This window comes from Pseudomonas sp. B414, assembly GCF_055408445.1.
Genome location: NZ_JBUZTQ010000005.1, coordinates 1 through 20,264 on the forward strand (window position 1 = coordinate 1; position 20,264 = coordinate 20,264).

The 20,264-nt window shown below is 58.6% G+C and carries 25 protein-coding genes and 1 pseudogene; 11 read left to right on the forward strand and 15 right to left on the reverse strand.

The features are described from left to right. Positions 1 to 270: pseudogene (locus tag ACZRMH_RS05925) on the forward strand (hypothetical protein); the annotation flags it as partial. Between the two features lie 404 nt (positions 271 to 674). Here ACZRMH_RS05925 and ACZRMH_RS05930 read toward each other — a convergent pair. The 6 genes from ACZRMH_RS05930 to ACZRMH_RS05955 all read right to left on the reverse strand — a co-directional run bounded on the left by ACZRMH_RS05930 (position 675) and on the right by ACZRMH_RS05955 (position 3,658). Further along, positions 675 to 1,016, reverse strand: coding sequence for a HopJ type III effector protein (locus ACZRMH_RS05930; protein WP_464012605.1), 342 nt, complete (start codon positions 1,014 to 1,016; stop codon positions 675 to 677). Continuing rightward, positions 1,009 to 1,305 (reverse strand): DUF1244 domain-containing protein, encoded by a 297-nt coding sequence (locus ACZRMH_RS05935; RefSeq protein ID WP_464012606.1) that lies wholly within the window; start codon positions 1,303 to 1,305, stop codon positions 1,009 to 1,011. Before ACZRMH_RS05935 ends, ACZRMH_RS05930 begins: the two co-directional genes overlap by 8 nt. Before the next feature lie 14 nt (positions 1,306 to 1,319). Beyond that, positions 1,320 to 1,706 (reverse strand): dihydroneopterin triphosphate 2'-epimerase, encoded by a 387-nt coding sequence (folX, locus tag ACZRMH_RS05940; RefSeq protein ID WP_464012607.1) that lies wholly within the window; start codon positions 1,704 to 1,706, stop codon positions 1,320 to 1,322. Beyond that, entirely contained in the window at positions 1,706 to 2,266 is a 561-nt protein-coding gene (gene folE, locus ACZRMH_RS05945; protein ID WP_464012608.1) for a GTP cyclohydrolase I FolE, read from the reverse strand. The genes folX and folE overlap by 1 nt, the downstream gene beginning before the upstream one ends. Before the next feature lie 24 nt (positions 2,267 to 2,290). Continuing rightward, positions 2,291 to 3,001 (reverse strand): dihydromonapterin reductase, encoded by a 711-nt coding sequence (gene folM / locus ACZRMH_RS05950; protein WP_464012609.1) that lies wholly within the window; start codon positions 2,999 to 3,001, stop codon positions 2,291 to 2,293. 87 nt (positions 3,002 to 3,088) lie between these two features. Next, positions 3,089 to 3,658, reverse strand: coding sequence for an antibiotic biosynthesis monooxygenase (locus ACZRMH_RS05955; protein WP_464012610.1), 570 nt, complete (start codon positions 3,656 to 3,658; stop codon positions 3,089 to 3,091). Positions 3,659 to 3,917: 259 nt separating this feature from the next. Between ACZRMH_RS05955 and ACZRMH_RS05960 the strand changes: the two genes are divergently transcribed. Continuing rightward, positions 3,918 to 4,856, forward strand: coding sequence for a MerR family transcriptional regulator (locus ACZRMH_RS05960; RefSeq protein WP_464012611.1), 939 nt, complete (start codon positions 3,918 to 3,920; stop codon positions 4,854 to 4,856). On the opposite strand, the gene ACZRMH_RS05965 is transcribed toward ACZRMH_RS05960, so the two are convergent. Both ACZRMH_RS05965 and ACZRMH_RS05970 read right to left on the reverse strand, forming a co-directional pair. Continuing rightward, entirely contained in the window at positions 4,857 to 5,462 is a 606-nt protein-coding gene (locus ACZRMH_RS05965; protein ID WP_464012612.1) for a hypothetical protein, read from the reverse strand. It lies immediately after the preceding gene. Positions 5,463 to 5,521: 59 nt separating this feature from the next. Continuing rightward, positions 5,522 to 5,989, reverse strand: a complete 468-nt coding sequence (locus ACZRMH_RS05970; RefSeq protein WP_464012613.1) for a PAS domain-containing protein — start codon at positions 5,987 to 5,989, stop codon at positions 5,522 to 5,524. Positions 5,990 to 6,090: 101 nt separating this feature from the next. On the opposite strand from ACZRMH_RS05970, the gene ACZRMH_RS05975 reads away from it, so the two are divergent. Next, a complete protein-coding gene (locus ACZRMH_RS05975; protein ID WP_464012614.1) occupies positions 6,091 to 6,546 on the forward strand; it encodes a flavodoxin in 456 nt (151 codons plus the stop codon). On the opposite strand, the gene ACZRMH_RS05980 is transcribed toward ACZRMH_RS05975, so the two are convergent. Then, positions 6,527 to 7,423, reverse strand: coding sequence for a LysR family transcriptional regulator (locus ACZRMH_RS05980; RefSeq protein WP_464012615.1), 897 nt, complete (start codon positions 7,421 to 7,423; stop codon positions 6,527 to 6,529). The genes ACZRMH_RS05975 and ACZRMH_RS05980 overlap by 20 nt on opposite strands. Positions 7,424 to 7,522: 99 nt before the next feature. On the opposite strand from ACZRMH_RS05980, the gene ACZRMH_RS05985 reads away from it, so the two are divergent. The 3 genes from ACZRMH_RS05985 to ACZRMH_RS05995 all read left to right on the forward strand — a co-directional run bounded on the left by ACZRMH_RS05985 (position 7,523) and on the right by ACZRMH_RS05995 (position 9,467). Further along, on the forward strand, positions 7,523 to 7,909 hold the full coding sequence (locus tag ACZRMH_RS05985; protein ID WP_464012616.1) for a CidA/LrgA family protein: 387 nt from the start codon (positions 7,523 to 7,525) through the stop codon (positions 7,907 to 7,909). Beyond that, a complete protein-coding gene (locus ACZRMH_RS05990) occupies positions 7,899 to 8,585 on the forward strand; it encodes an LrgB family protein (protein WP_464012617.1) in 687 nt (228 codons plus the stop codon). Before ACZRMH_RS05985 ends, ACZRMH_RS05990 begins: the two co-directional genes overlap by 11 nt. 507 nt (positions 8,586 to 9,092) lie before the next feature. Further along, the gene (locus ACZRMH_RS05995; protein WP_464012618.1) at positions 9,093 to 9,467 is read left to right on the forward strand and encodes a hypothetical protein; all 375 of its coding nucleotides are present in this window, start codon (positions 9,093 to 9,095) and stop codon (positions 9,465 to 9,467) included. Between the two features lie 12 nt (positions 9,468 to 9,479). On the opposite strand, the gene ACZRMH_RS06000 is transcribed toward ACZRMH_RS05995, so the two are convergent. Then, complete coding sequence (locus tag ACZRMH_RS06000) at positions 9,480 to 10,274, reverse strand: IclR family transcriptional regulator (RefSeq protein ID WP_464012619.1); 795 nt, start codon at positions 10,272 to 10,274, stop codon at positions 9,480 to 9,482. Between the two features lie 163 nt (positions 10,275 to 10,437). Between ACZRMH_RS06000 and hmgA the strand changes: the two genes are divergently transcribed. The 4 genes from hmgA (at position 10,438) to ACZRMH_RS06020 (ending at position 14,968) form a co-directional block, all read left to right on the forward strand. Next, entirely contained in the window at positions 10,438 to 11,727 is a 1,290-nt protein-coding gene (gene hmgA, locus ACZRMH_RS06005) for a homogentisate 1,2-dioxygenase (protein ID WP_464012620.1), read from the forward strand. A 3-nt stretch (positions 11,728 to 11,730) separates the two neighbouring features. Continuing rightward, positions 11,731 to 13,035: a fumarylacetoacetase gene (gene fahA, locus ACZRMH_RS06010; RefSeq protein ID WP_464012621.1), complete on the forward strand. Its 1,305-nt coding sequence runs from the start codon at positions 11,731 to 11,733 to the stop codon at positions 13,033 to 13,035. 12 nt (positions 13,036 to 13,047) lie between these two features. Continuing rightward, positions 13,048 to 13,686 (forward strand): maleylacetoacetate isomerase, encoded by a 639-nt coding sequence (maiA, locus tag ACZRMH_RS06015; protein ID WP_464012622.1) that lies wholly within the window; start codon positions 13,048 to 13,050, stop codon positions 13,684 to 13,686. A gap of 256 nt (positions 13,687 to 13,942) precedes the next feature. Then, on the forward strand, positions 13,943 to 14,968 hold the full coding sequence (locus tag ACZRMH_RS06020) for a Leu/Phe/Val dehydrogenase (RefSeq protein WP_464012794.1): 1,026 nt from the start codon (positions 13,943 to 13,945) through the stop codon (positions 14,966 to 14,968). Here ACZRMH_RS06020 and ACZRMH_RS06025 read toward each other — a convergent pair. The 3 genes from ACZRMH_RS06025 to ACZRMH_RS06035 all read right to left on the reverse strand — a co-directional run bounded on the left by ACZRMH_RS06025 (position 14,965) and on the right by ACZRMH_RS06035 (position 16,278). Next, positions 14,965 to 15,336 (reverse strand): MerR family transcriptional regulator, encoded by a 372-nt coding sequence (locus ACZRMH_RS06025; protein ID WP_464012623.1) that lies wholly within the window; start codon positions 15,334 to 15,336, stop codon positions 14,965 to 14,967. The two genes, ACZRMH_RS06020 and ACZRMH_RS06025, sit on opposite strands and share 4 nt — an antisense overlap. 30 nt (positions 15,337 to 15,366) lie before the next feature. After that, positions 15,367 to 15,942, reverse strand: coding sequence for an NAD(P)H-dependent oxidoreductase (locus ACZRMH_RS06030; protein WP_464012624.1), 576 nt, complete (start codon positions 15,940 to 15,942; stop codon positions 15,367 to 15,369). Positions 15,943 to 16,020: 78 nt separating this feature from the next. Then, positions 16,021 to 16,278, reverse strand: coding sequence for a YebG family protein (locus tag ACZRMH_RS06035; protein ID WP_019410845.1), 258 nt, complete (start codon positions 16,276 to 16,278; stop codon positions 16,021 to 16,023). 372 nt (positions 16,279 to 16,650) lie between these two features. Here ACZRMH_RS06035 and ACZRMH_RS06040 point away from each other — a divergent pair, with 372 nt between their 5' ends. After that, positions 16,651 to 17,151 carry a phosphate-starvation-inducible protein PsiE gene (locus ACZRMH_RS06040; protein WP_261739577.1) on the forward strand — a complete coding sequence of 167 codons (501 nt, stop codon included), beginning with the start codon at positions 16,651 to 16,653 and terminating at the stop codon, positions 17,149 to 17,151. Between the two features lie 69 nt (positions 17,152 to 17,220). Here the strand turns inward: ACZRMH_RS06040 and ACZRMH_RS06045 are convergent, their stop codons facing one another. Both ACZRMH_RS06045 and fecA read right to left on the reverse strand, forming a co-directional pair. After that, positions 17,221 to 17,649, reverse strand: coding sequence for an HPF/RaiA family ribosome-associated protein (locus tag ACZRMH_RS06045; protein WP_464012625.1), 429 nt, complete (start codon positions 17,647 to 17,649; stop codon positions 17,221 to 17,223). Positions 17,650 to 17,851: 202 nt separating this feature from the next. Then, positions 17,852 to 20,188 carry a TonB-dependent Fe(3+) dicitrate receptor FecA gene (gene fecA / locus ACZRMH_RS06050; RefSeq protein WP_464012626.1) on the reverse strand — a complete coding sequence of 779 codons (2,337 nt, stop codon included), beginning with the start codon at positions 20,186 to 20,188 and terminating at the stop codon, positions 17,852 to 17,854. Positions 20,189 to 20,264 lie beyond the last annotated feature (76 nt).

Genomic DNA, 20,264 nt, shown 5'->3' on the forward strand with positions numbered 1-20,264 from the left:
GCACGCAAATTTGATGCTTGCAGGGATTATTGTGGGAGCGGGCTTGCCCGCGATACAGGCAGCGCGGTATGGCAGGCAAACCGCGTTGCTGCCATCGCAGGCAAGCCAGCTCCCACAAGAATTGTGTCGCACGCAAATTTGATGCTTGCAGGGATTATTGTGGGAGCGGGCTTGCTCGCGATGCAGGCGGCGCGATGTGGCAGGCAAACCGCAGTGATGCCATCGCAGGCAAGCCAGCTCACACAAGAATTGTGTCGCACGCAAATTTGATGCTTGCAGGGATTATTGTGGGAGCGGGCTTGCCCGCGATACAGGCAGCGCGGTATGGCAGGCAAACCGCGTTGCTGCCATCGCAAGCAAGCCAGCTCCCACAAGAATTGTGTCGCACGCAAAATTTGATGCTTGCAGGGATTATTGTGGGAGCGGGCTTGCCCGCGATGCAGGCAGCGCGGTATGGCAGGCAAACCGCGGTGATGCCATCGCAGGCAAGCCAGCTCCCACAAGAATTGTGTCGCACGCAAAATTTGATGCTTGCAGGGATTATTGTGGGAGCGGGCTTGCCCGCGATGCAGGCGGCGCGGTGTGGCAGGCAAACCGCGGTGATGCCATCGCAGGCAAGCCAGCTCCCACAGGTTTTGTGCTGCCCACAAGACTCGAGCCTTGCAGGTTGTGGGTTACGCCTTGCGCTTCAGCGGCTGGGCTTCGAACTTGACCCCGGCCAGGCCGTGGGCAATCAGCGCACGGATATTGCTGTGGTCAGTGCCTTCAGGCGTGGCCAGTACCGAACGGTAATGCTCGCCAAACGCCAGCAGGGCCTCTTGATCGATCAAACCTTCCAGTAACGCCAGGCCCAGGGTCTTGCACGAACCTTCGTTCTGCCCGGCTGCGTTTTCCACGCCGCCGTTGTTGAAAGCCTGCGGCTGGTAATCGTAGTGCGCTGCAATAAAAGCCAGGGTGTCGGCAAAAACGTGTTCGCCGCTGTTGAGGCTGGCGCGCAGGTTGTTCAAATCAGTCATGCTTTTTTCCTTGGGCAAACGCCGCCGCCTGGTCGGCGCTGGCTTCGTTCTGGTATTGGGCTTTCCATTCGGCATACGGCATGCCGTACACCACTTCACGGGCGTCATCGAGGCTGATGTCGATCTGGCGCTCGTCAGCCGCGGCCTTGTACCACTTGGACAGGCAGTTGCGGCAAAAGCCCGAGAGGTTCATCAGGTCGATGTTTTGCACGTCCTTGCGGCTGTCCAGGTGGGCGACAAGGCGGCGAAAGGCGGCGGCTTCGAGTTCCAGCTGTTCTTGAGGTGTCATGGGTTTCACCGATATTAAGAGATTGCAGCCTGACGGCTCGCTGCCAGGGTGATCGATACCGATTCGGCAAAGCGCAGTGCGTGCGGCTTGTCGACTTCGACTTCGGCATACAGTACTGCTTCGTTGGCCATTACCAGGTCCAGCAGTTCCTGGGTCAGGCGTTCGAGCAAGGCGAAGCGGTTTTCTTCGACATGCTGGATAACCGCCTTGGTGATGGTGCGGTAGTTCAGCGCGTGGTCGATATCGTTATCACGCACTGCTTGCTGCGCTGCGTAGAGGATGGTGAGGTTGATCAGCACATCCTGCTTGTTGAGGATCTCTTCCTCATTGATACCGATATAGGTGCGCAGGCACAGGTCCTTGACGCGAATACGGGCCATTCCTGGCTGAAGTTGTGGCATTACGGCTTGCTCCGTCCAATCAGTTGCAAGAACTCCATGCGGGTGCTCGATTCGCGAAAGGCGCCGAGCATGACCGAGGTGTTCATGGTCGAATTCTGTTTTTCTACACCGCGCATCATCATGCACATGTGCTGGGCTTCAATCACCACGGCCACGCCGGCGGCCTGGGTAACGCTCTCGATGGCGTCGGCGATTTCCCGGGTGAGGTTTTCCTGGATTTGCAGGCGTCGGGCGAACATGTCGACGATACGGGCGATCTTCGACAGCCCCAGCACTTTGCCGGTCGGGATATAGGCCACATGGGCCTTGCCGATAAACGGCAGCAAATGGTGCTCGCAGAGTGAGTACAGCTCGATATTGGCCACAATCACCATTTCGTCGCTGTCAGAGGCGAACAGGGCGCCGTTGACGATATCGTCCAGGCTCTGCTCGTAGCCATGACACAGGTATTGCATGGCCTTGGCAGCGCGTTTGGGGGTGTCGAGCAAGCCTTCGCGCTCAGGGTCTTCGCCAAGACCGATGAGGATTTCGCGGTAATGCCCGGGCAGTAATGCGCTCATGAAAATACTTCCTCGCGGGACGGCTTATTTGAGATGCCGGCCGCCATTGACGGTCAGGGTAGTGCCGGTCACATGGGGGTTGTCGAGCAGATAACGCAGGCTCTGGTAGATCACCTCGGCACCGGGCTCGATGCCCAGCACGGATTTGGCCAGCGCTTTGCTGCGGTACGCCGCATCGTCGTCGGGGTTGAACAACAGCATGGCCGGGGCGATACCGTTGACTTTGATTTGTGGCGCCAGTTTAGCCGCGAATGACAGGGTCAGGCTGTCGAGCCCGGCTTTGGTGGCGCAATAGGCAATGTGCTTGCTGCTGCCCTTGCGTGTCACATCATCGCTGATATGCACAATATCGGCCGGGCTTGAGCGCTCCAGCAGCTCGCTGCCATGCAGGTTGATCAGGTAGGGCGCGAGCATGTGCACGCTGAACATCTGGGTAAATGCGTCGGTTTCATTTTCCGCAGTTTCTGCCAGCCAGGCCGAGGCGTTGTGCACAATCGCCCGCAAACGGTCGGTGTGCGCTTTAAGGCGCTGGATAAAGTCGAGAATGCCGGCTTCGGTCGAGAAGTCGGCAAACAAGGCGACAGCGCCCAGATCGCGAAGGGTCTGTACACCCGGTCTTTCGCTGCGATAGGTGAAAATCACCGGGTAACCGTCTGCCAGCAATTGCTGGGCACAGTGCAGGCCAATGCGTTGGCCGGCACCAGTGATCAGGATCGGGGCAGAAGATGTGGGCATGACGGACTCGGTGCAGTAAGCCGGAAACTGTCGCGGCGCAATGGCAAAACTATACCAGCGTGCGCGACATAACGCCCAAGCCCGAGTTTAGTTGCGCGGTGTCGCGATGGTGCTGCGTATTGGGTTGGCTGGCGTGCTGTGCAGCCAACTGGCCAGCAGGTGGGTAGACAGCGGGATAAACAGATAAACCATCAGCGGTGTCAGCGCCAGGGTGCTGACCAGTACCCGAGGCGCCATGCTCAATTCGCCGAGCAAGGGGGCGCAGACAAAGTTGAACAGTAATGAGACGGGGAAGAAGGCCAGCCAGATGGCCACTGCCTGCTTCCAGCGCGGCGGCCGTTGGCCGCTTGCGCCAAACCAGCCATCGATGCCGCTGACACGATGCTCGGAAGGGTTGGCGAACAGGTCGCTGCCGCGCAACAACCAGGCCTTGCGCGAGACCGAATGCTCCCAGGCGTGCAGGGTGGCTTCGTCGGCAAAGCGGAAAATAATTTGAAATTCGTCGTCGCCCGGGGGCGGGGCCAATACGCCGGAGCCCAGATAACCGGAAAAGTCAGTGGCCAGTTGTTCGCCTTCATGCAGCCAGGCGATCAGCTCCTGGTAGCGGCCTTTGGCGACACGGCGTGCAACCATCAATGTGACAGGGGAGGTAGACATTGTGTATCTCCATAAGGCTGATGCTGCCCGGGTAGGGCAGGCACAAAACACAGCGCCGGGGTGGTGGGCTGGGTGCGCAAAAACAAGCAAAAACTGTTCCGTAATGCTGGCAGGGATTCTGTGGGAGCCGGCTTGCTCGCGATGGCATCACTCAGGTTTGTCAGACACGCTGAGTCGCCCGCATCGCGAGCAAGCCCGCTCCCACAGTACTGATATGAGGCGTAGAATCCCGGAATACCCTTTTGGTCTTCCCATCCCAATGCCTGTGATTACTGACGTTGAGCCCATTACTCAAGCTGCTGAAGGCCCTGATGCCGAAGGCCTTTACCCGATCCGGGAAGTGGCCAGGCTGACAGGCATCAACCCGGTAACCCTGCGCGCCTGGGAGCGGCGCTATGGTTTGATCGAGCCAAAACGCACCGAAAGCGGGCATCGCCTCTACTCTGTGACCGATATTGGAACAATTCGTCAGGTCATGGCCTGGCTTGAGCGTGGAGTCTCAGTCAGCAAAGTTGCGCAGATGCTCGCGAGCAGCACGCCCGAGGATGCGCAAACCGCCTCTACTGAATACGGCGAATGGCAAACCCGTATCGGCGCCGCGCTCACGGCCTTCAACGAGCCTGAGCTGGAGCGTCTGTACGGGCAGGTTTTTTCCAGCTATCCGGTCGAAGTGGTGTTTCAGGGGATTTTCCTGCCGCTGTGGCAGCAATTGTTGAAAACTCAGGATGTTTTTGGGCGCACCAGCGAATGGCTGCTGCTGGACGGTTTTTTGCGCGGGCGGGTGCAGCATCGTCTGCAATTACAGGCCGCAGATGCCCGCCAGTGCGTGCTGGTGGTGGCGATGCCCGAGTTGTGTCGCGAGCTGGAGTTGCTGGTGGCGGGCTTGTTGTTGAGCCGCAATGATCGCGTAGTCAGGGTGTTGGCCATCGGTCAGCCATTGGAAGAGTTGTCACTGGTTTGCGAGAAGCTCGAACCTCAGGCCGTAGTCCTGTTTGCCAACCATGCGTTGAGCACGGCACACCAGCGCAGGCTGATACGGCTGGCGCAGACCTTGAATTGTTCGGTATCGCTGGCGGGAGATGCATCTGAGGTGGCTCAAGAGGCACTGGCGGGCTCATCCATCGCTTGCCTGGGGAGTGCGGCGCGCTTGATGAATCAACGCCTGGCCGCGGATCTCAAGGCAACCCTGGACAGCTGATCATACGTGCAGGCGCGGATGCGCCAGGCGGTGTTGTTGCAGGATGTACTGGCGCAGCCGCTCGGTTTCGCCCTTGTCGCGCTGGCTTAGCCGGTAGGCGTAAAAACCCGTTTCGGTCTTGCGTTCCAGGGTGCCACGCAGGGCAATCCGCTCATCTCCGCCGGGGCTGAACCACTGCGAAAACTGGCGGGGTGGCTGGCTCTCGTGCCGCATTTCAACCAGCACACCTTTGAACGATAGTTCGGTTATCCACAGATGACCGGCCTTGCCCCTGACATTTTCCAGGGGCACCGGCTCAGGCAGCGTCAGGCGCCATGGGCGAGCTTTGGGACCGTCTTCGAAGATGCTCGGCGTGCCCAGTTGCAGATGCTGGGCATGGAATTCGTCTTCAACCAGGCGCAGCGGAAAACTCATTTGCTGGTTATCGAATTGCGCCAGGATCGTGACTTGCTCGTGGGCGGCCAGCCGGGTAAGCAGATCCCGTATTTGCGATACGCCATTAACCATCAGGCTGGACGACGCTTCCCGCAGATTCAGCAGCGGGTTTTGGTGCATCGTTTGGATGAAGTCCAGTTCGTCCTGAGTCAAAAGGGCATCGTGAGACATGGTGAGGCTCAAAAATATTTGTCTGAAAAATCGTCACAGCGACTATCAGACCGCGATTTCTACGTTTTGTTTAATCCGCTCGTCGCCTTGAGTGCCTGCAGTTCAGCCTGTACCGCGGCCAGTTGGGCTTCGAGCTGGGCTACCCGCTGCTCGGCCTTGACCTGTTGGGTGACGTCTTTTTGCACGCCAATAAAGTACGTCAGTTTGTCGTTCTCGTTAAATACCGGGGTGATAGACAGCTCATTCCAGAAGTGGCTACCGTCCTTGCGGTAGTTGCGCAGTACCTGGCGGGTCGGTTTTGCGCTGGCAATCGCTTCGCGGATCAACTGCAGGCCGCGCTGGTCACGGTCGCCAGCCTGCAAAAAGCGGCAGTCCTGGTACAGGATATCGTCGCGGTTGTAGCCAGTGAGGGCTTCAAATGCCTCGTTTACATAAATCAGGATGTTGTCTTCGCCCTCTTGTTCGGCAACCACAATGCCGTCCTGGGAGGCGTCCACCATGCGTTGTAGCAAACGGGCGTTGATCATTGAGTTGTACTCCACAGAGGCATGCTGATTGGCGCATGGTAAGGCATCGCTGCCAGACCTGTTAATATCCCAGGCTTTTAGTCAGTTACAGGATCAGATTGATGAAAGTCGCCATCCTTTCCGGCTCGGTGTACGGCACCGCTGAAGAAGTCGCCCGCAATGCGAAACAACTGCTGACCGATGCCGGTTTTGAGGTTTTGCTCAATACTCGCGCCACCCTGGCCGATATCCAGGCATTTGGCCCTGAGGCTCTTTTGGCCGTGACCTCAACCACCGGCATGGGTGAGTTGCCGGATAACCTGGTACCACTGTACAGCGCCATTCGTGACCAGTTGCCAGCCGCCTGGCGTGGACTGCCGGGAGCAGTAATCGCCCTGGGTGACGAGAGTTACGGCGACACTTTCTGTGGCGGCGGCGAGCAAATGCGCGAGCTGTTTGCCGAGCTTGGCGTGCGTGAAGTGCTGCCTATGTTACGCCTGGATTCCAGTGTCACGGTCACTCCGGAAGAAGACTCCGAGCCGTGGATTGGCGAGCTGGTCACAGCGCTGCAGCAATAACCGGGCGCTCACGCAGCAGCTCCAGCCAGGCTTGAGCTGCCCGTGACAAATACGCGCCGTCGCGCCAGATAAACGCGATATCCCAGCGCAGATAATCCGGCGCCACCAGCTTTACCCGCATTACGCCGGGGTGTACCAGTGCGCGGGCCACCACGCTGGGCAGCAACACTACGCCCTGGCCTGCGGCCACCAGCGCCACCAGAAAGTCCGTCTGGCCACTGCGTCCGCCTTCCCTTGGGGTGAAGCCCGCCTGCTGGCAGGCCTTGAGCACGCGGTCGTTGAGCATAAAACTATGCTGATAGAGCAAAAATGGCGTATCGGCCAGTTGCTCCAGACGCACACTGGGGCCTTCTGCCAGTGGGTGATCGGCGGGGATCATCACGTCCAGCGGCTCGTCGCAAAACGGCTGATAGCCGAAGGTGGGGTTTTTCGGAGTCAGGCTGCCGCCCAGTTCCAGCTCACCGCTCAACACCGCCCGTTCAATATTGCGGCTGCCTTCTTCCAGCAAGTGCACCTGGATATTTGGATAGCGCCGTCGGTATTCGGCAATCAGCCCGGCGAACATCGTGTTGCTGCCCAGCAACGGCAAGCCCACCCGTAGCTCACCACGGGTCATATCGCTCAAATCGTCCAGCTCAATCAGCAACTCCCGGTGCATGCGCAGTATGCCCTCGGCCCGTTGCAGCACCACATTGCCGGCAGCCGTCAGCCTGACTTGTGAACCCAACCGGTCGAACAGGGGCGTGCCGAGGCTGTGCTCAAGCTGTGCCACCTGTTTGCTCACCGCCGACTGGCTGATGTGCAGGCCTTGTGCGGCCTGGGTAAAACCGCCCAGGCGTGCGACTTCAACAAAGGTGCGCAGGTGTTTGAATTCCATGTTCGTGATTCCATTTTGGAATGGCTGTAAGTCTGACAATTCGTTTTCGGGATGGTAGCAGGCTCTTTAAACTGAAGGCCTGTCTGGAATGGAAAAATCATGAAACGCTTTGATGTAAAACGCTTGGGCAGACTGGTCAGTGAACTGGCCGTGTTGCTGGCTTTGTACTTTCTCGGTTGCCAGTTGGCGGCCTGGTGGCACTTGCCGATACCGGGTGGAGTTGTGGGTATGGCGCTGCTGTTGCTGGCGTTTGCCCTGGGCTGGGTCAAGCCAGCGACCCTGCAGTTGGGCGCCGGTGTATTGATGGCCGAGATGCTGTTGTTCTTTATTCCCGCGCTGATGAGCCTGCTTGACTACGGCGTGATCGTGCGTGATGAAGGCTGGCGCATCCTGCTGGTGATAGGCCTCAGTACCTTGTTGGTGATGGTGGTCACGGCGTTTACCGTCGAGGCCGTATGTCGCTGGAGAGTGCGTCATGAAGTTTGAGCTGATGCCTATGTTCTGGCTGTTGTTCACCCTGCTGACCTATGGCTTTAGCCGCTGGCTGTACCAGCGCACCGGGCGCTACCTGTTGTCGCCGCTGATTCTGGTGCCGGCCTTGCTCCTGGCCGTTGCCGTGCCACTGCACACCGCCTATGCCGAATACTCCAGTAACACCCATTGGCTGATGCTGGTGTTGGGGCCGGTCACGGTGGCCTTCGCCGTGCCAATCTGGCAGCAGCGCAGATTGCTGGCCCGGCACTGGGTGGCGTTGCTGCTGGGGATGCTGGCGGGCAGTACGGTGTCCATCGCCAGTTCGTTCTGGTTGGCCCGGGCGCTGTCCCTGGATACTGCCTTGACCATGTCCCTGGTGCCGCGCTCGATCACTACGCCATTTGCCATGCCGCTGGCACAGGACCTGGGCGGGGTGCCTGAACTTACCGCGGTGTTTGTGATGTTTACCGGCGTATTTGGCGCCTTGCTGGGCGGCATCCTGCTCAAGTGGCTGCCACTGCGCAGCAGCCTGGCGCGGGGTGCGCTGTTTGGTATCGGCGCTCATGGCGCAGGGGTTAGCCGTGCACGGGAAGTGGGCAGCGAAGAAGGATCGGTGGCGGGGCTGGTGATGGTATTGACCGGCATCCTCAACCTGTTTGCGGCGCCATTGCTGGCGATGGTGTTTTAACCATAAAAATGCATCCCTTGCTTTTCTGGGAGCTGGCTTGCCTGCGATGGCATCACCTCGGTTGCCTGAAAGGCCGCGTCGATTGCATCGCGAGCAAGCCCGCTCCCACAGGAAAAACAGGGGTTTTTGAAAGCATAAAAAAGGCCGCTGTAAAACAGCGGCCAAGGAAGACGTTCATCAAGGAGCTACAAATCAACGTCAGGGTAAATCGATAAGCAGAGTCGATGCGACTCGATGCGTTGGACGTGTGTCCGTACTGGAAAGTTCGACAAGAATAAGGTCTGGCTCGCAGCGGAGTAAGTCCGCTTTGTGACAATCTCTGTTACAACTTCGGCAACAGTTGTTGTGCGAAAAAGTGGCTGTGGCTCAAGGGCTTACAGACTCGATAACTATGTAGTGCACGCCCCTGACACGGCATGTGTTGAATGTGCTTTCACATGATTTCTCCCGGCAGTTTTTGTCGCAGCAAGACGCTGCACAGGCCGGGAGCACTAACAGGAGTACATCATGAGCACTATGGATAAAGGCGTATTGGATACCGATCAATTCACCCTTAAACCCAGCCCGGCAGTGGTTGAGCGGGTGCGCGGATTTCTCAATGAGCAACTGCTGCACCTCGCCACGGACTGTGAAAATATTTATCTCAATACGGTCAACAATATCGTCGATATGACCGTGATCTACAGTCAGGACCTGCTGGGCCTGGGCATGGATACACTGGAGTGGGGCATCGTCCAGTCGCACAACGACTGGGAGACCGGGGTGTTTTCCAAGGGCAGCACGTTCCAGGAAGTTCATCGTATTCATCACCTGCCGATTGAGCGCATCGAACAGATGATGAGAGACCTGCTCGATGAGGCCAAATACAAATGGATGGTCTGATGCTATGGGCCTTCAACCCGGCTGGTAGCCCATCCGCCAGCTGATGGCCTGGCTGGCGGCCAGCAAGCGTTTGGCCGCTGGCCCGTTTTCATCGGCGTGAAACAGCGATGTCGGGCCAACCACGGTAATCACACCGGCCACCTTGCCCGTGGCATTGAACACCGGGGCCGACAGGGCATCGACGCCGGGCATCAGCAAACCATGTACAAAATGCAGGCCGCGCAGGCGGATCTGCTCACAGAGTCGGGTATAGGCCTCGGGTTTTTCCAGGGGATGAACCAGATCGGTTTTCAATTCCAGTTCGCGCAAGTCGGAGGTTTCGCGATCCGGCAAAAAGGCGTTGAACACCAGCCCCGTGGATGAACTGAGCAGCGGCAAAACCGAGCCCAACTGGGTGACTACGGTGATCGCCCGCACCGCCGGTTCGATATGCACTACGGTCGCGCCCTGATTGCCCCATACGGCCAAAAAGCAGGTTTCATTCAAGTCATCACGCAACTCGGCCAATGGCAGGCTGGCGACCTTAAGCACATCCATGCTGTTGAGCGCGGCCAGGCCCACACGCAAGGCTTCGCGCCCCAGGCCGTAATGGTTGGTGGCGATATTCTGCTCGGCAAAGCCGCTGGCAATCAGTGCCTGTAAATAGCGATGCACCTTGCTGGCGGGCATCTGCACATGCTCGGCCAGGCGCGACAGCGAGGTCGAGGGGGACAGTTCGGCCAACGCTTTGAGGATGTCGGTGCCGACTTCGGCGGAGCGCACTTTTTGCTTGCCGGCACTGTCGTTGCTGCTGCGGGGCTTTTCCATGGTGGCGCTTAGATCTCGGGACGAATGGGCGTCTTTATAGCTTGACGCTTAATACCAATCAAATTACGTTATGCGTAATTGAATTACGATAAAAATAACGCAGCGACACGCAGCCTGTTTTCAGCAGCGCGCAGTCAACTGCCTTCTCCACTCTGGAGGCTCCATGAACCTCGACCTTGGCTATCAATCCGGGTTTGGCAACGAATTCAGCAGCGAAGCATTGCCCGGCGCCCTGCCGGTCGGTCAGAACTCCCCGCAAAAAGCTCCCTACGGCCTGTACGCCGAATTGTTCTCCGGCACCGCGTTCACCATGGTGCGCAGCGAGGCGCGGCGTACCTGGATGTACCGTATCCAGCCGTCCGCCAGCCACCCTGCGTTCGTCAAGCTTGAGCGGCAATTGGCCGGTGGCGCGCTGGGGTCGGTGACGCCTAATCGCCTGCGCTGGAACCCGTTGCCTGTTCCAGAGGAAGCTACGGACTTTATCGATGGCCTGGTAGGTATGGTGGCCAATAGCGGGTCGGAAAAACCCTCGGGCATCAGCATTTACCATTACCGCGCCAATACCTCGATGCAGCGGGTCTTTTTCAATGCCGACGGTGAGCTATTGCTGGTGCCAGAACTGGGCCGCTTGCGCATTTGTACCGAGCTGGGGCGTCTGGATCTGGAGCCACTGGAAATCGCGGTGATCCCCCGTGGCCTCAAGTTTCGCGTTGAGCTGCTCGACGCCCAGGCGCGCGGTTATGTCGCCGAGAACCATGGTGCGCCACTGCGCCTGCCCGACCTGGGGCCGATTGGCAGCAATGGCCTGGCCAACCCCCGTGATTTTCTGACCCCGGTCGCCCATTACGAAGACTCGCGCCAAAGCACGCCGCTGGTGCAAAAGTTCCTCGGTGAGCTGTGGGGCTGCGAGCTGGATCATTCGCCGCTGAACGTGGTCGCCTGGCATGGTAATAACGTGCCGTACAAATATGACCTGCGCCGTTTCAACACCATCGGCACGGTCAGCTTCGATCATCCCGATCCATCCATCTTCACCGTCCTGACCTCGCCGACCAGCGTGCCGGGCCTGGCCAACCTCGACTTTGTGATCTTCCCGCCGCGCTGGATGGTGGCCGAAAATACCTTCAGGCCACCTTGGTTCCACCGCAATCTGATGAACGAATTCATGGGCCTGATCCAGGGCAGCTACGATGCCAAGGCCGAAGGTTTCCTGCCCGGTGGTGCGTCGTTGCACAGCTGCATGAGTGCCCACGGCCCCGACGGCGAAACTTGTACCAAAGCGATTGCCGCCGAGCTGCAACCGAGCAAGATCGACAACACCATGGCCTTTATGTTCGAGACCAGCCAGGTGTTGCGCCCAAGCCGGTTCGCCCTGGAGTGCGCGCAACTGCAAACCCATTACGACGCTTGCTGGGCCACGCTGCCCGTGACCTTCACCCCGAATCGGAGATAACCCATGACCCAGACCACTTTTGCCCGTAGCTGGATCAGCTCTGCCAACGGCCACAGCGACTTTCCATTGCAGAACTTGCCGTTGGGCATCTTCAGCATGGGTGGCTCGGCCCCGCGCAGTGGGGTTGCCATTGGCGATGCAATTTTCGATCTGGAAGCCGGGCTGGCGGCCGGGCTGTTTGAAGGTCAGGCCAAGGTGGCGGTAGAGGCCTCGTTGGGCGGCGCGTTGAATGCCTTTTTTGCTCTGGGGCGTAGCGCCCGGGTTGCCCTGCGCGAGCGTTTGCTGGAGCTGTTGGGCGAAGGCAGCCCCCTGCGCGGCAAGATTGAAGCCCAGGGCGCAAAACTGCTGCCGCTGGCGGCGGATTGCCAATTGCATCTGCCCGCCAAAATCGGTGATTACACCGACTTTTATGTCGGCATCGAGCACGCGAAAAACGTTGGCAAACTGTTCCGCCCCGATAACCCGCTATTGCCCAACTATAAATATGTGCCGATTGGTTACCACGGCCGCGCCTCGACCATTCGCGCATCCGGTGCCGAAGTCCGTCGTCCTAAAGGGCAAACCCTGCCTGCCGGTCAGACCGAGCCGACCTTTGGTCCATGCGCACGCCTGGACTACGAGCTGGAACTGGGCATCTGGATTGGCCAGGGCAATGACCTGGGCGACGCGATCGCGGTCAGCCAGGCGGGCGAGCATATTGCCGGTTTCTGCCTGCTCAACGACTGGTCGGCGCGGGATATCCAGGCCTGGGAATACCAGCCGCTAGGGCCGTTTCTGTCCAAGAGCTTTATTACCAGCATCTCGCCGTGGGTGGTGACCGCTGAAGCGCTGGAGCCTTTCCGCCGTGCGCAACCGGCCCGTCCGGAAGGTGATCCGCAGCCGCTGGCATATCTGCTGGATGCCAGGGATCAGGCCAATGGCGCGCTGGATATCGAGCTTGAAGTGCTGCTGCTGACCGAGTCGATGCGCGAGCAGAATCTGCCGGCCCATCGCCTGGGCTTGAGCAACACCCTGAACATGTACTGGACCGCTGCACAGTTGGTCACCCACCACAGCGTCAACGGTTGCCAGCTGCAGTCCGGTGATCTGTTCGGTTCGGGCACCTTGTCCGGCCCGGATCGCTCGCAACTGGGCAGCCTGCTGGAAATCACCGAGGGCGGTAAACACCCGATCGAGTTGGCTTCGGGCGAAGTGCGCAAGTTCCTGGAAGATGGCGACGAAATCATCCTGCGTGCCCGCTGCACCCGTGAAGGTCATGCCTCCATCGGTTTCGGCGAGTGCCGGGGCAAGGTTGTCGCTGCACGTTAAAAGGAGCGGGACATGGAACTCTTTACCTATTACCGCTCAACTTCGTCATATCGGGTGCGTATCGCGCTGGCGTTGAAGGGGCTGGATTATCAGGCAGTACCGGTCAATCTGATCGCGCCGCCAGGTGGTGAGCACCGTCAGCCAGCGTATTTGGCAATCAATCCGCAGGGCCGTGTGCCAGCCTTGCGCGCCGATGAAGGCAGCGTACTGACGCAGTCGCCGGCAATTATCGAGTATCTCGAAGAGCGTTATCCGCAGGTGGCGCTGCTGTCCGCAGACCTCACCACCCGTGCTCATGAGCGCGCGGTGGCGGCCTTGGTGGCGTGTGATATCCACCCGCTGCACAACGTCAGTGTGCTCAATCAACTGCGTCAGTTGGGGCAGGGCGAAGAGCAAGTGGTGCAGTGGATCGGTCACTGGATCAGTCAAGGGCTGGCCGCCATTGAACAGTTGATCGGTAACGAGGGTTACTGTTTCGGGCCGCAGCCAGGGTTGGCTGATGTGTACTTGATCCCGCAGTTGTATGCCGCACAGCGCTTCAACGTGGCGCTGACGCAGTACCCGCGCATTGCCCGGGTAGCGGCACTGGCAGAAACACATCCGGCGTTTATCAAGGCGCATCCGGCCAATCAGCCTGATACACCTGCCTGACCAACTCCCGGATGCACAGGTTTTGTATGTGACACAAAACCTGTGGGAGCTGGCTTGCCTGCGATGGTAGCAACGCGGTTTTCCTGAAAGACCATATCGCCCGCATCGCGAGCAAGCCCGCTCCCACAAGTCCTTATTCCGCCCAGTTATGTCCGAAACCTTGAAAAGGCCACAGGCTTATTCCTGCGCACTTCAACGAGTTTTCTGGCGCCGCCTATACTGGCCAGTACCCCCATAATCGTTCGAGGGCCTGATGATGTTTGCTCTCATGCAAAGCGCTCAGCTTGAGTCGCTGCACCTCAGTGTAGACCCCGTTACAGGCCTTAAAGCCGTGATTGCCATTCATAACACTCGCCTGGGTCCAGCGCTGGGGGGCTGTCGTTATCTGGCCTATCCCAACGACGAAAGTGCTGTGGGCGATGCTGTCCGTCTGGCTCAGGACATGAGCTACAAAGCGGCGCTGGCCGGGCTGGCTGTGGGAGGGGGGCAAGCAGTGGTTGTGCGGGCGGCTCATGTCGATAGCCGTGCCGCGTTGTTTGAAGCCTTCGGCCGCTGTGTCGACCAACTGGACGGGCGCTATATCACTGCAATCGACAGCGGCACATCAACTGCCGATATGGACTGCATTGCCCAGCACACCCGGCATGTCACCAGCACCACCGCTGCTGGCGATCCTTCACCTCATACGGCCATGGGCGTATTTGCCGGTATCCGCAGCACCGCGTCCTCGCGTTTGGGCAGTGACAATCTCGAAGGCTTGCGCGTTGCAGTTCAGGGCCTGGGCAAAGTGGGTTACGCGCTGGCAGAGCAACTGCATGCAGCGGGCGCCGAGTTGTTGGTCTGCGATACCGACCCTGGCAAAGTGCGCCTGGCCATGGAGCAACTGGGCGCCCATCCGATTGCCTGCGAAGCCTTGCTCAGTACGCCGTGCGATATTCTTGCTCCGTGCGGTCTGGGCGGGGTGTTGAACTGGCACAGCGTGGCCCAACTGCGTTGCTCGGCTGTGGCCGGGTGTGCGAATAACCAGCTGACCAATCTGCAAGTGGCGGATCAACTCGAACGACGGGGTATTTTGTATGCCCCCGATTACGTCATCAATTCCGGCGGCCTGATCTATATGGCCTTGACCCATGAGGATGCAGCGCCCGAGGCCATCAACCAGCAGTTGCTGCAAATCAGCCAGCGCCTGACCGGCATCTATGCCCACGCTCAGGCCGAAAAGCGCTCGCCGGCAAGAGTCTCGGATGAGCTGGCGCATCAATTGCTCTATCCCAAGGATTAAGCACAGGCCAAATCCAGCCCCGGGCCACCCATGGCATAGCGCGACTCAAACTCAACCAGCCCCGCATGCACCTGCTGTAATGCTTCGATCTGGCTTGCCACAGCATGTTTTTTGCGGGCGATGGCGTTGCTCACCACCTCCCAGGGCAGTGTCTGGCCGCGATGCAGATCAAGAATGGCCTGCATTTCCTTGAGCTTGAAACCCAGCTGCTGTGCGCACTTGATAAATACCAGCAATTCGACGCTTTGCTCGCTGTAGATGCGATAGGCGCCACGGCGCTGGGGCCGCGGCAACAGGCCGATATCTTCGTAATGGCGAATGCTTTTGACGGTGGTGCCCGACAACTGGGCGGCTTTGCCGATGTACATGAAAAGTCCTTTTAAGCGCCGCCCGCCGGGTTATTCATTGGCGAGCTTGCGTGCCTCTTGAAGCCAGGCGTTTCTTTGGGGTGACGTGGCGTCGAGGATCGGGCCAAACGTCAGGGTGGCGGTGGGTTTTATGCCACAAAACGCCAGGGTGTTTTTACGTATTTGATGCAGCCCCGGCATGCGGTATACCCATTTGTAGTACCACGGCGGAGTGTCCATGGTCACCAGCAGGTGTGCGCTGCGGCCTTTGAGCAGCTTGTCGGGGAAGGCCTTGCCCTTGCGGTATTGAAAGGCAAAACCGGGCAGCAGGATGCGGTCGAAAAAGCCTTTGAGCACTGCGGGGATTCCGCCCCACCAGATCGGGTAGACCAGTACCAGATGCTCGGCCCAGAGGATATTGGCCTGTGCCTGAAGCAAATCAGGCTCCAGTGCCTGGACCTGCTGGTAGCCTTCGCGCAGCACCGGGTCAAAGTGCAGGGCGCCCAGGCGCATGACGCGCACATCGTGGCTGGCATCCCTGGCTGCTGCTATATAGCTTTCTGCCAGTGCGCTACAGAAACTGTTTGTGCCGGGGTGACCGAGAATCACCAGTACTCGCTTGCTCATCGTGACGCCAACCTGAAAGAGGGCCTTTGAGGTTAGAGGCTGCCCCGTAGGGGAGAGTCAAGCGAGGACCGGGTGCGATTACTCGCTGTCGACCAGCAACTCGGACAGGGCGTCCGGCTGGCTCTTGAAGGCCTTGGCAAATACATCGCGATTTTTCGCCATGTAGATACCGGCTTCTTCGACCTGCTGCTCGCTCAGCGACGGCACGGCCTTTTGCAATACTTCTGCCAGCAACTCGGCCAGCTCCAGCATTTTGTCATGACGGTCAGCTTCGGCTTTATCCATGAACAAACGCTCCAGATCTCGGCTGCTGCGGTATACCACTTCGACGGCCATTTACCACCTCATATGCCTTCACGTAAATTATCTTGCGATTACTGTATTTATATACAGCGAAAAGGATAAGCCAATCACCGGGATTTGAATAGCGGCTTTTTCACTCTAGCCGTAATTGGTGTGCGTGGCGGGGGCGGGCGTGTCTAATAGCTGCCCGCAGTCATCTTATGTTGGATCTCACCTGTGGGAGCGGGCTTGCTCGCGATAGCAGCGACGCGGTGTACCTGTTTGTTAGACCGCGCAGCCCCCATCGCGAGCAAGCCCGCTCCCACAGGTGAAGTCACTTGCGCTTGCACATGGCCTTTTTTCTGCATGTAAAAGCGTCATATGCATCGCGGATGATCCGTTCGAGTCGATTCAAGGAGCTGCATCGTGAGAGTTAACAAAGCTGAGAAGCTACGTCGCCAGGTTCATGAACTGGCCGAATCGATGGGCAATCTGTTCGTCGAAACCTTCCATTACCTGGCGCTGTTTGCCATTGGCGCGGTCACTGCCTGGGCGGCGGTGATGGAGTTTCTGGGGATGGTGGAGAAGGGCAATATTTCTATCGATGACATCCTGCTGCTGTTTATCTACCTCGAACTGGGGGCCATGGTCGGGATTTACTTCAAGACCAACCATATGCCCGTGCGTTTCCTGATTTACGTGGCGATCACGGCGCTGACCCGTTTGCTGATTTCCAACGTGTCCCATCACAACCCGCCAGACATGGGGGTGGTGTACCTGACCGGGGCGATTCTGTTGCTGGCGTTTGCCATTCTGGTGGTGCGTTATGCGTCGTCGCAGTTCCCGTCGGTGAAGATCGAGAACCCCCATCGCAAGACCGGTGCCGGCTCCGGTGAGCATCCGGAAGTGGAGAAGGGCGAGCTGTAAGCGCCTCTCACAAAAAAAGGCGGGCTTACCGAAGTAAGCCCGCCTTTTTTATGCGTCCTGGACGCGGTATCAGCTATTGAGTTCGAGTTCTTTTTCTTTCTCTAAAAACTCTTCTTCCAGCAGGGCGTCAGCGCTCTGCTTTGGCTCTTTTGCCTCAAACCCTTCCGGGGCGAGGGTCACTGTACGTTTGCCACGCAGCTTGCCGAACAGGTGTTCCAGAGCGTGCTCCAGCTTTTGAGCGGCACCCTCCACAGCCTGGGTCAGTGAGTCAGCGTCGTGGGATACAAGAATCGGCTGGTGTCCTTTAGGTCGAGCCTCCATTTTGCAACGTTTGTCCTTGGGACCGGACTTGCCACCATTTTCATCACTGAGATGGACCTCGACTCGGGTCAGATCTTCCAAATGGCGTTCGAGCGTTACCTCGACAGTTGCAGTTACCCAATCCTGGGTGCGTTTGTCACTGTCGATGTGTTTATCGGAAAAGACGTGAGTAAGCATAGTTCTTCCCTTATATAAGCGTGCTCGTGTGAGGTCTGACGGCCTCGTATGTTCAAAGGTTCAACGTCATCGCTCAGTTACAGTGTTTGGGCCGATGAGCAAATATTTCAAGCACTATTTTCAGGAAGTCTCGCAAGTCGTGACCGGCGTCATTCTTTGTCTGTAGGAAAAGCCCGCGTGTGCGGGCTTTGGTCGATTTGAATCAAAATGCGACAGAGGTCTGCACGTAGAGCGTGCGTGGCTCGCCCACGTATTTGCCCTTGTTGTTGTCGTCAAACGAGCGGGTGTAGTACTCGTGATTGAGGATGTTTTTGACCCCGACGGCCACGTTCAGGTCGGACAGTTGATGACCGAAGTCATAGCCCACGCGGCTGTTGAACACCATGTAGCCGGGGATCAGGCCGGTGCTGCCGTCAGCGCTTTCGGCGCGGGTGTTGGCATTATCGGCGAACTGGTTGCTCTGGAAGGTGCTGTCCAGGTTGGCTTTCCATGGGCCTTCGGTATAACCGACGCCGATGCTGCCCTTGTTTTTCGAGGAGAACGGCACACGATTGCCCTTGTTCGGCCCATCTTCGCGGATGGTTGCGTCAACATAGGCGTAGCTGGCGTATACGTCGAAACCGGCCAGTACCGGGCTCAGGCCATCAAGCGCGTAGTTGACGCTGGCCTCGATGCCCTGATGCCGGGTCTTGCCCCGGGCGATCACTGTATCGGTGGTCTGGTTGCTGTCGTACTGGTTGTTGAAATTGATCAAAAATGCGCCTATCTCCGCGCGCAGGTTGCCATTGTCGTAGCGTGTGCCGAGTTCCCAGGTGCGCGCTTTCTCAGGTTTTACTTCGCCACCGCTGACGCGGTTGGGCATCTGGCTGTACTGCACGCTGCCGAAAGAACCTTCGGTGTTGGCGTAAAGATTCCAGCTGTCGGTGACGTGGTACATCACGTTCAGAGCTGGCAGCGGGGTGTTGTAGTCGCCCTTGTATTTGACGTTGGTCAGCAGGTTGGTTTGCTGCTGTTCGATCATCTCGTAGCGAATGCCGGGGGTGAAGGTCCATTTGCCGATATCGATTTTGTCATCGATAAAGAACGCATGGGCTTCGGTGGCGCCACGGGTGTCGCGGTCATTGCGGCTGTTGCTGGTGGGCAGCTCGTTGGCCGCAATCGGGGTGCGGTAGCGCAGTTCATGGCCAGCTTCGTTGATATAGCGATAGCCCGCGCCCACTTCGTGGCTGCTGTTGCCCAGGTCAAAGCCTTGGGCAATGCGGGTTTCGATGCCGCGCACCCAGTATTCACGGGGTGACAGCGAGAGGAAGCTGCCCTGGTCCAGATAACCGCTACGCAGGGTTTTGGTGAAGAAGCTGTTGACCGTGAATTCGCGGCGATCTTCCTGGTAGCGATAACCGAAGTTGACCAGGGTGCGACGGCCCCAGAACTTGTCGTTCGGGCGGGTCGACTGGTATGGGTCGGCCTTGTAAGCCGCAGTGCTCAGGCCGCCGGGCATATCGGCTTGACCATCGTAGTACTGGGCCATGGCGTGCAGACTGTTGGCTTCGTCGATCTGGTAGTTACCCTTGAGGATCAAGTCGTCGATGCGTGTGTCGCTGTGCTCGCGCCAGTCGCCGCCGCGCACGCCGGAGTACAGCAGGGCGCCGCCCAGGCCATTGTCGGCGGTGCCGCCTGCCAGCAGGTTGGCGGTTTTCTTGAAGCCGTCCTGGGAAGATGACGGGCTGGTCTCGGTCTGCATACCGAGTTTTACGGTGGGCTCGTCAGGAATGGCGCGGGTTACGAAGTTGACGATACCGCCCACGTTTTGCGGGCCATAACGCACGGCACCGCCACCGCGCACGACGTCTACCGCGTCCATATTGCCCATGCTGATGGGAGCAAACGACAACTGTGGCTGGCCGTAAGGGGCGAAGGGTACCGGAATGCCGTCCATCATCACGGTGGAGCGGGCCGCCAGCCGCGGGTTAAGCCCGCGAATGCCGAAGTTGAGCGCCATATCGTGGCTGCCGGTGCCGTTGTTTTCCGGGGCATTCACGCCGGGGATGCGGTTGAGCACTTCACGGGCACTGGTCGCGCCCTGGCGTTCGAAGTCTTCGCGGCGGATCACGTCTCGCGCGCCGGGGTGTTCAAATACGTTGGTTTGCGCCGCATCGCCCAGCCAGTCGCCGACCACGCTGGAAGTGCCCAGCTCAATGCTTGTTGGCGCTGTCGAGGTGCTTGCCGGTTGCAGGCTATACGCCCCTTGGCCTTCGGTGCGCGCTTGCAGGCCGGTGCCTTCGAGCAAGGCTTGCAAGCCTTGCTCTGGGTCGTAGGTGCCTTCCAGGCCCTTGCTCTGAATGCCGCTGGCGGCTGCGGAACTGAAGGAGATCAATACCCCGGCTTCACGACCGAACTGGTTCAGGGCGTTTTCCAGCGACGAGGGCGCGATGTGATAAACCTTGGCGTCGGCCAGGGCCATCGGCAGGACGCTGAAACTCAAACTGGCGCCTAGTAGCAAACGGGCCAGAGACGTGAGGCGAAAGGGCTGAGCGGGCATGAAAGGGGTCCTGAGAAGATGAGAATCGAAGTGGCTTACCTTCTCTGTCACGGCAGATTTGAAATCAGCTCATCTT

Excerpts from the sequence above, each read along its gene's own strand:
- ACZRMH_RS06025 (WP_464012623.1), bottom strand. The coding sequence starts at position 15,336 with ATGTACATCGGCAAAGCCGCCCAGTTGTCGGGCACCACCGTCAAAAGC.
- ACZRMH_RS05975 (WP_464012614.1), top strand. The coding sequence starts at position 6,091 with ATGAAAGTCGCCATCCTTTCCGGCTCGGTGTACGGCACCGCTGAAGAA.
- ACZRMH_RS05965 (WP_464012612.1), bottom strand. The coding sequence starts at position 5,462 with ATGTCTCACGATGCCCTTTTGACTCAGGACGAACTGGACTTCATCCAA.
- ACZRMH_RS06020 (WP_464012794.1), top strand. The coding sequence starts at position 13,943 with ATGTTTGCTCTCATGCAAAGCGCTCAGCTTGAGTCGCTGCACCTCAGT.
- folX (WP_464012607.1), bottom strand. The coding sequence starts at position 1,706 with ATGCCACAACTTCAGCCAGGAATGGCCCGTATTCGCGTCAAGGACCTG.
- ACZRMH_RS05960 (WP_464012611.1), top strand. The coding sequence starts at position 3,918 with ATGCCTGTGATTACTGACGTTGAGCCCATTACTCAAGCTGCTGAAGGC.
- ACZRMH_RS05955 (WP_464012610.1), bottom strand. The coding sequence starts at position 3,658 with ATGTCTACCTCCCCTGTCACATTGATGGTTGCACGCCGTGTCGCCAAA.
- ACZRMH_RS05990 (WP_464012617.1), top strand. The coding sequence starts at position 7,899 with ATGAAGTTTGAGCTGATGCCTATGTTCTGGCTGTTGTTCACCCTGCTG.
- ACZRMH_RS05995 (WP_464012618.1), top strand. The coding sequence starts at position 9,093 with ATGAGCACTATGGATAAAGGCGTATTGGATACCGATCAATTCACCCTT.
- folE (WP_464012608.1), bottom strand. The coding sequence starts at position 2,266 with ATGAGCGCATTACTGCCCGGGCATTACCGCGAAATCCTCATCGGTCTT.
- folM (WP_464012609.1), bottom strand. The coding sequence starts at position 3,001 with ATGCCCACATCTTCTGCCCCGATCCTGATCACTGGTGCCGGCCAACGC.
- fecA (WP_464012626.1), bottom strand. The coding sequence starts at position 20,188 with ATGCCCGCTCAGCCCTTTCGCCTCACGTCTCTGGCCCGTTTGCTACTA.
- ACZRMH_RS05935 (WP_464012606.1), bottom strand. The coding sequence starts at position 1,305 with ATGACACCTCAAGAACAGCTGGAACTCGAAGCCGCCGCCTTTCGCCGC.
- ACZRMH_RS05970 (WP_464012613.1), bottom strand. The coding sequence starts at position 5,989 with ATGATCAACGCCCGTTTGCTACAACGCATGGTGGACGCCTCCCAGGAC.
- ACZRMH_RS05980 (WP_464012615.1), bottom strand. The coding sequence starts at position 7,423 with ATGGAATTCAAACACCTGCGCACCTTTGTTGAAGTCGCACGCCTGGGC.
- ACZRMH_RS05985 (WP_464012616.1), top strand. The coding sequence starts at position 7,523 with ATGAAACGCTTTGATGTAAAACGCTTGGGCAGACTGGTCAGTGAACTG.
- ACZRMH_RS06000 (WP_464012619.1), bottom strand. The coding sequence starts at position 10,274 with ATGGAAAAGCCCCGCAGCAGCAACGACAGTGCCGGCAAGCAAAAAGTG.
- ACZRMH_RS06035 (WP_019410845.1), bottom strand. The coding sequence starts at position 16,278 with ATGGCCGTCGAAGTGGTATACCGCAGCAGCCGAGATCTGGAGCGTTTG.
- ACZRMH_RS05930 (WP_464012605.1), bottom strand. The coding sequence starts at position 1,016 with ATGACTGATTTGAACAACCTGCGCGCCAGCCTCAACAGCGGCGAACAC.
- hmgA (WP_464012620.1), top strand. The coding sequence starts at position 10,438 with ATGAACCTCGACCTTGGCTATCAATCCGGGTTTGGCAACGAATTCAGC.
- maiA (WP_464012622.1), top strand. The coding sequence starts at position 13,048 with ATGGAACTCTTTACCTATTACCGCTCAACTTCGTCATATCGGGTGCGT.
- ACZRMH_RS06030 (WP_464012624.1), bottom strand. The coding sequence starts at position 15,942 with ATGAGCAAGCGAGTACTGGTGATTCTCGGTCACCCCGGCACAAACAGT.
- fahA (WP_464012621.1), top strand. The coding sequence starts at position 11,731 with ATGACCCAGACCACTTTTGCCCGTAGCTGGATCAGCTCTGCCAACGGC.
- ACZRMH_RS06045 (WP_464012625.1), bottom strand. The coding sequence starts at position 17,649 with ATGCTTACTCACGTCTTTTCCGATAAACACATCGACAGTGACAAACGC.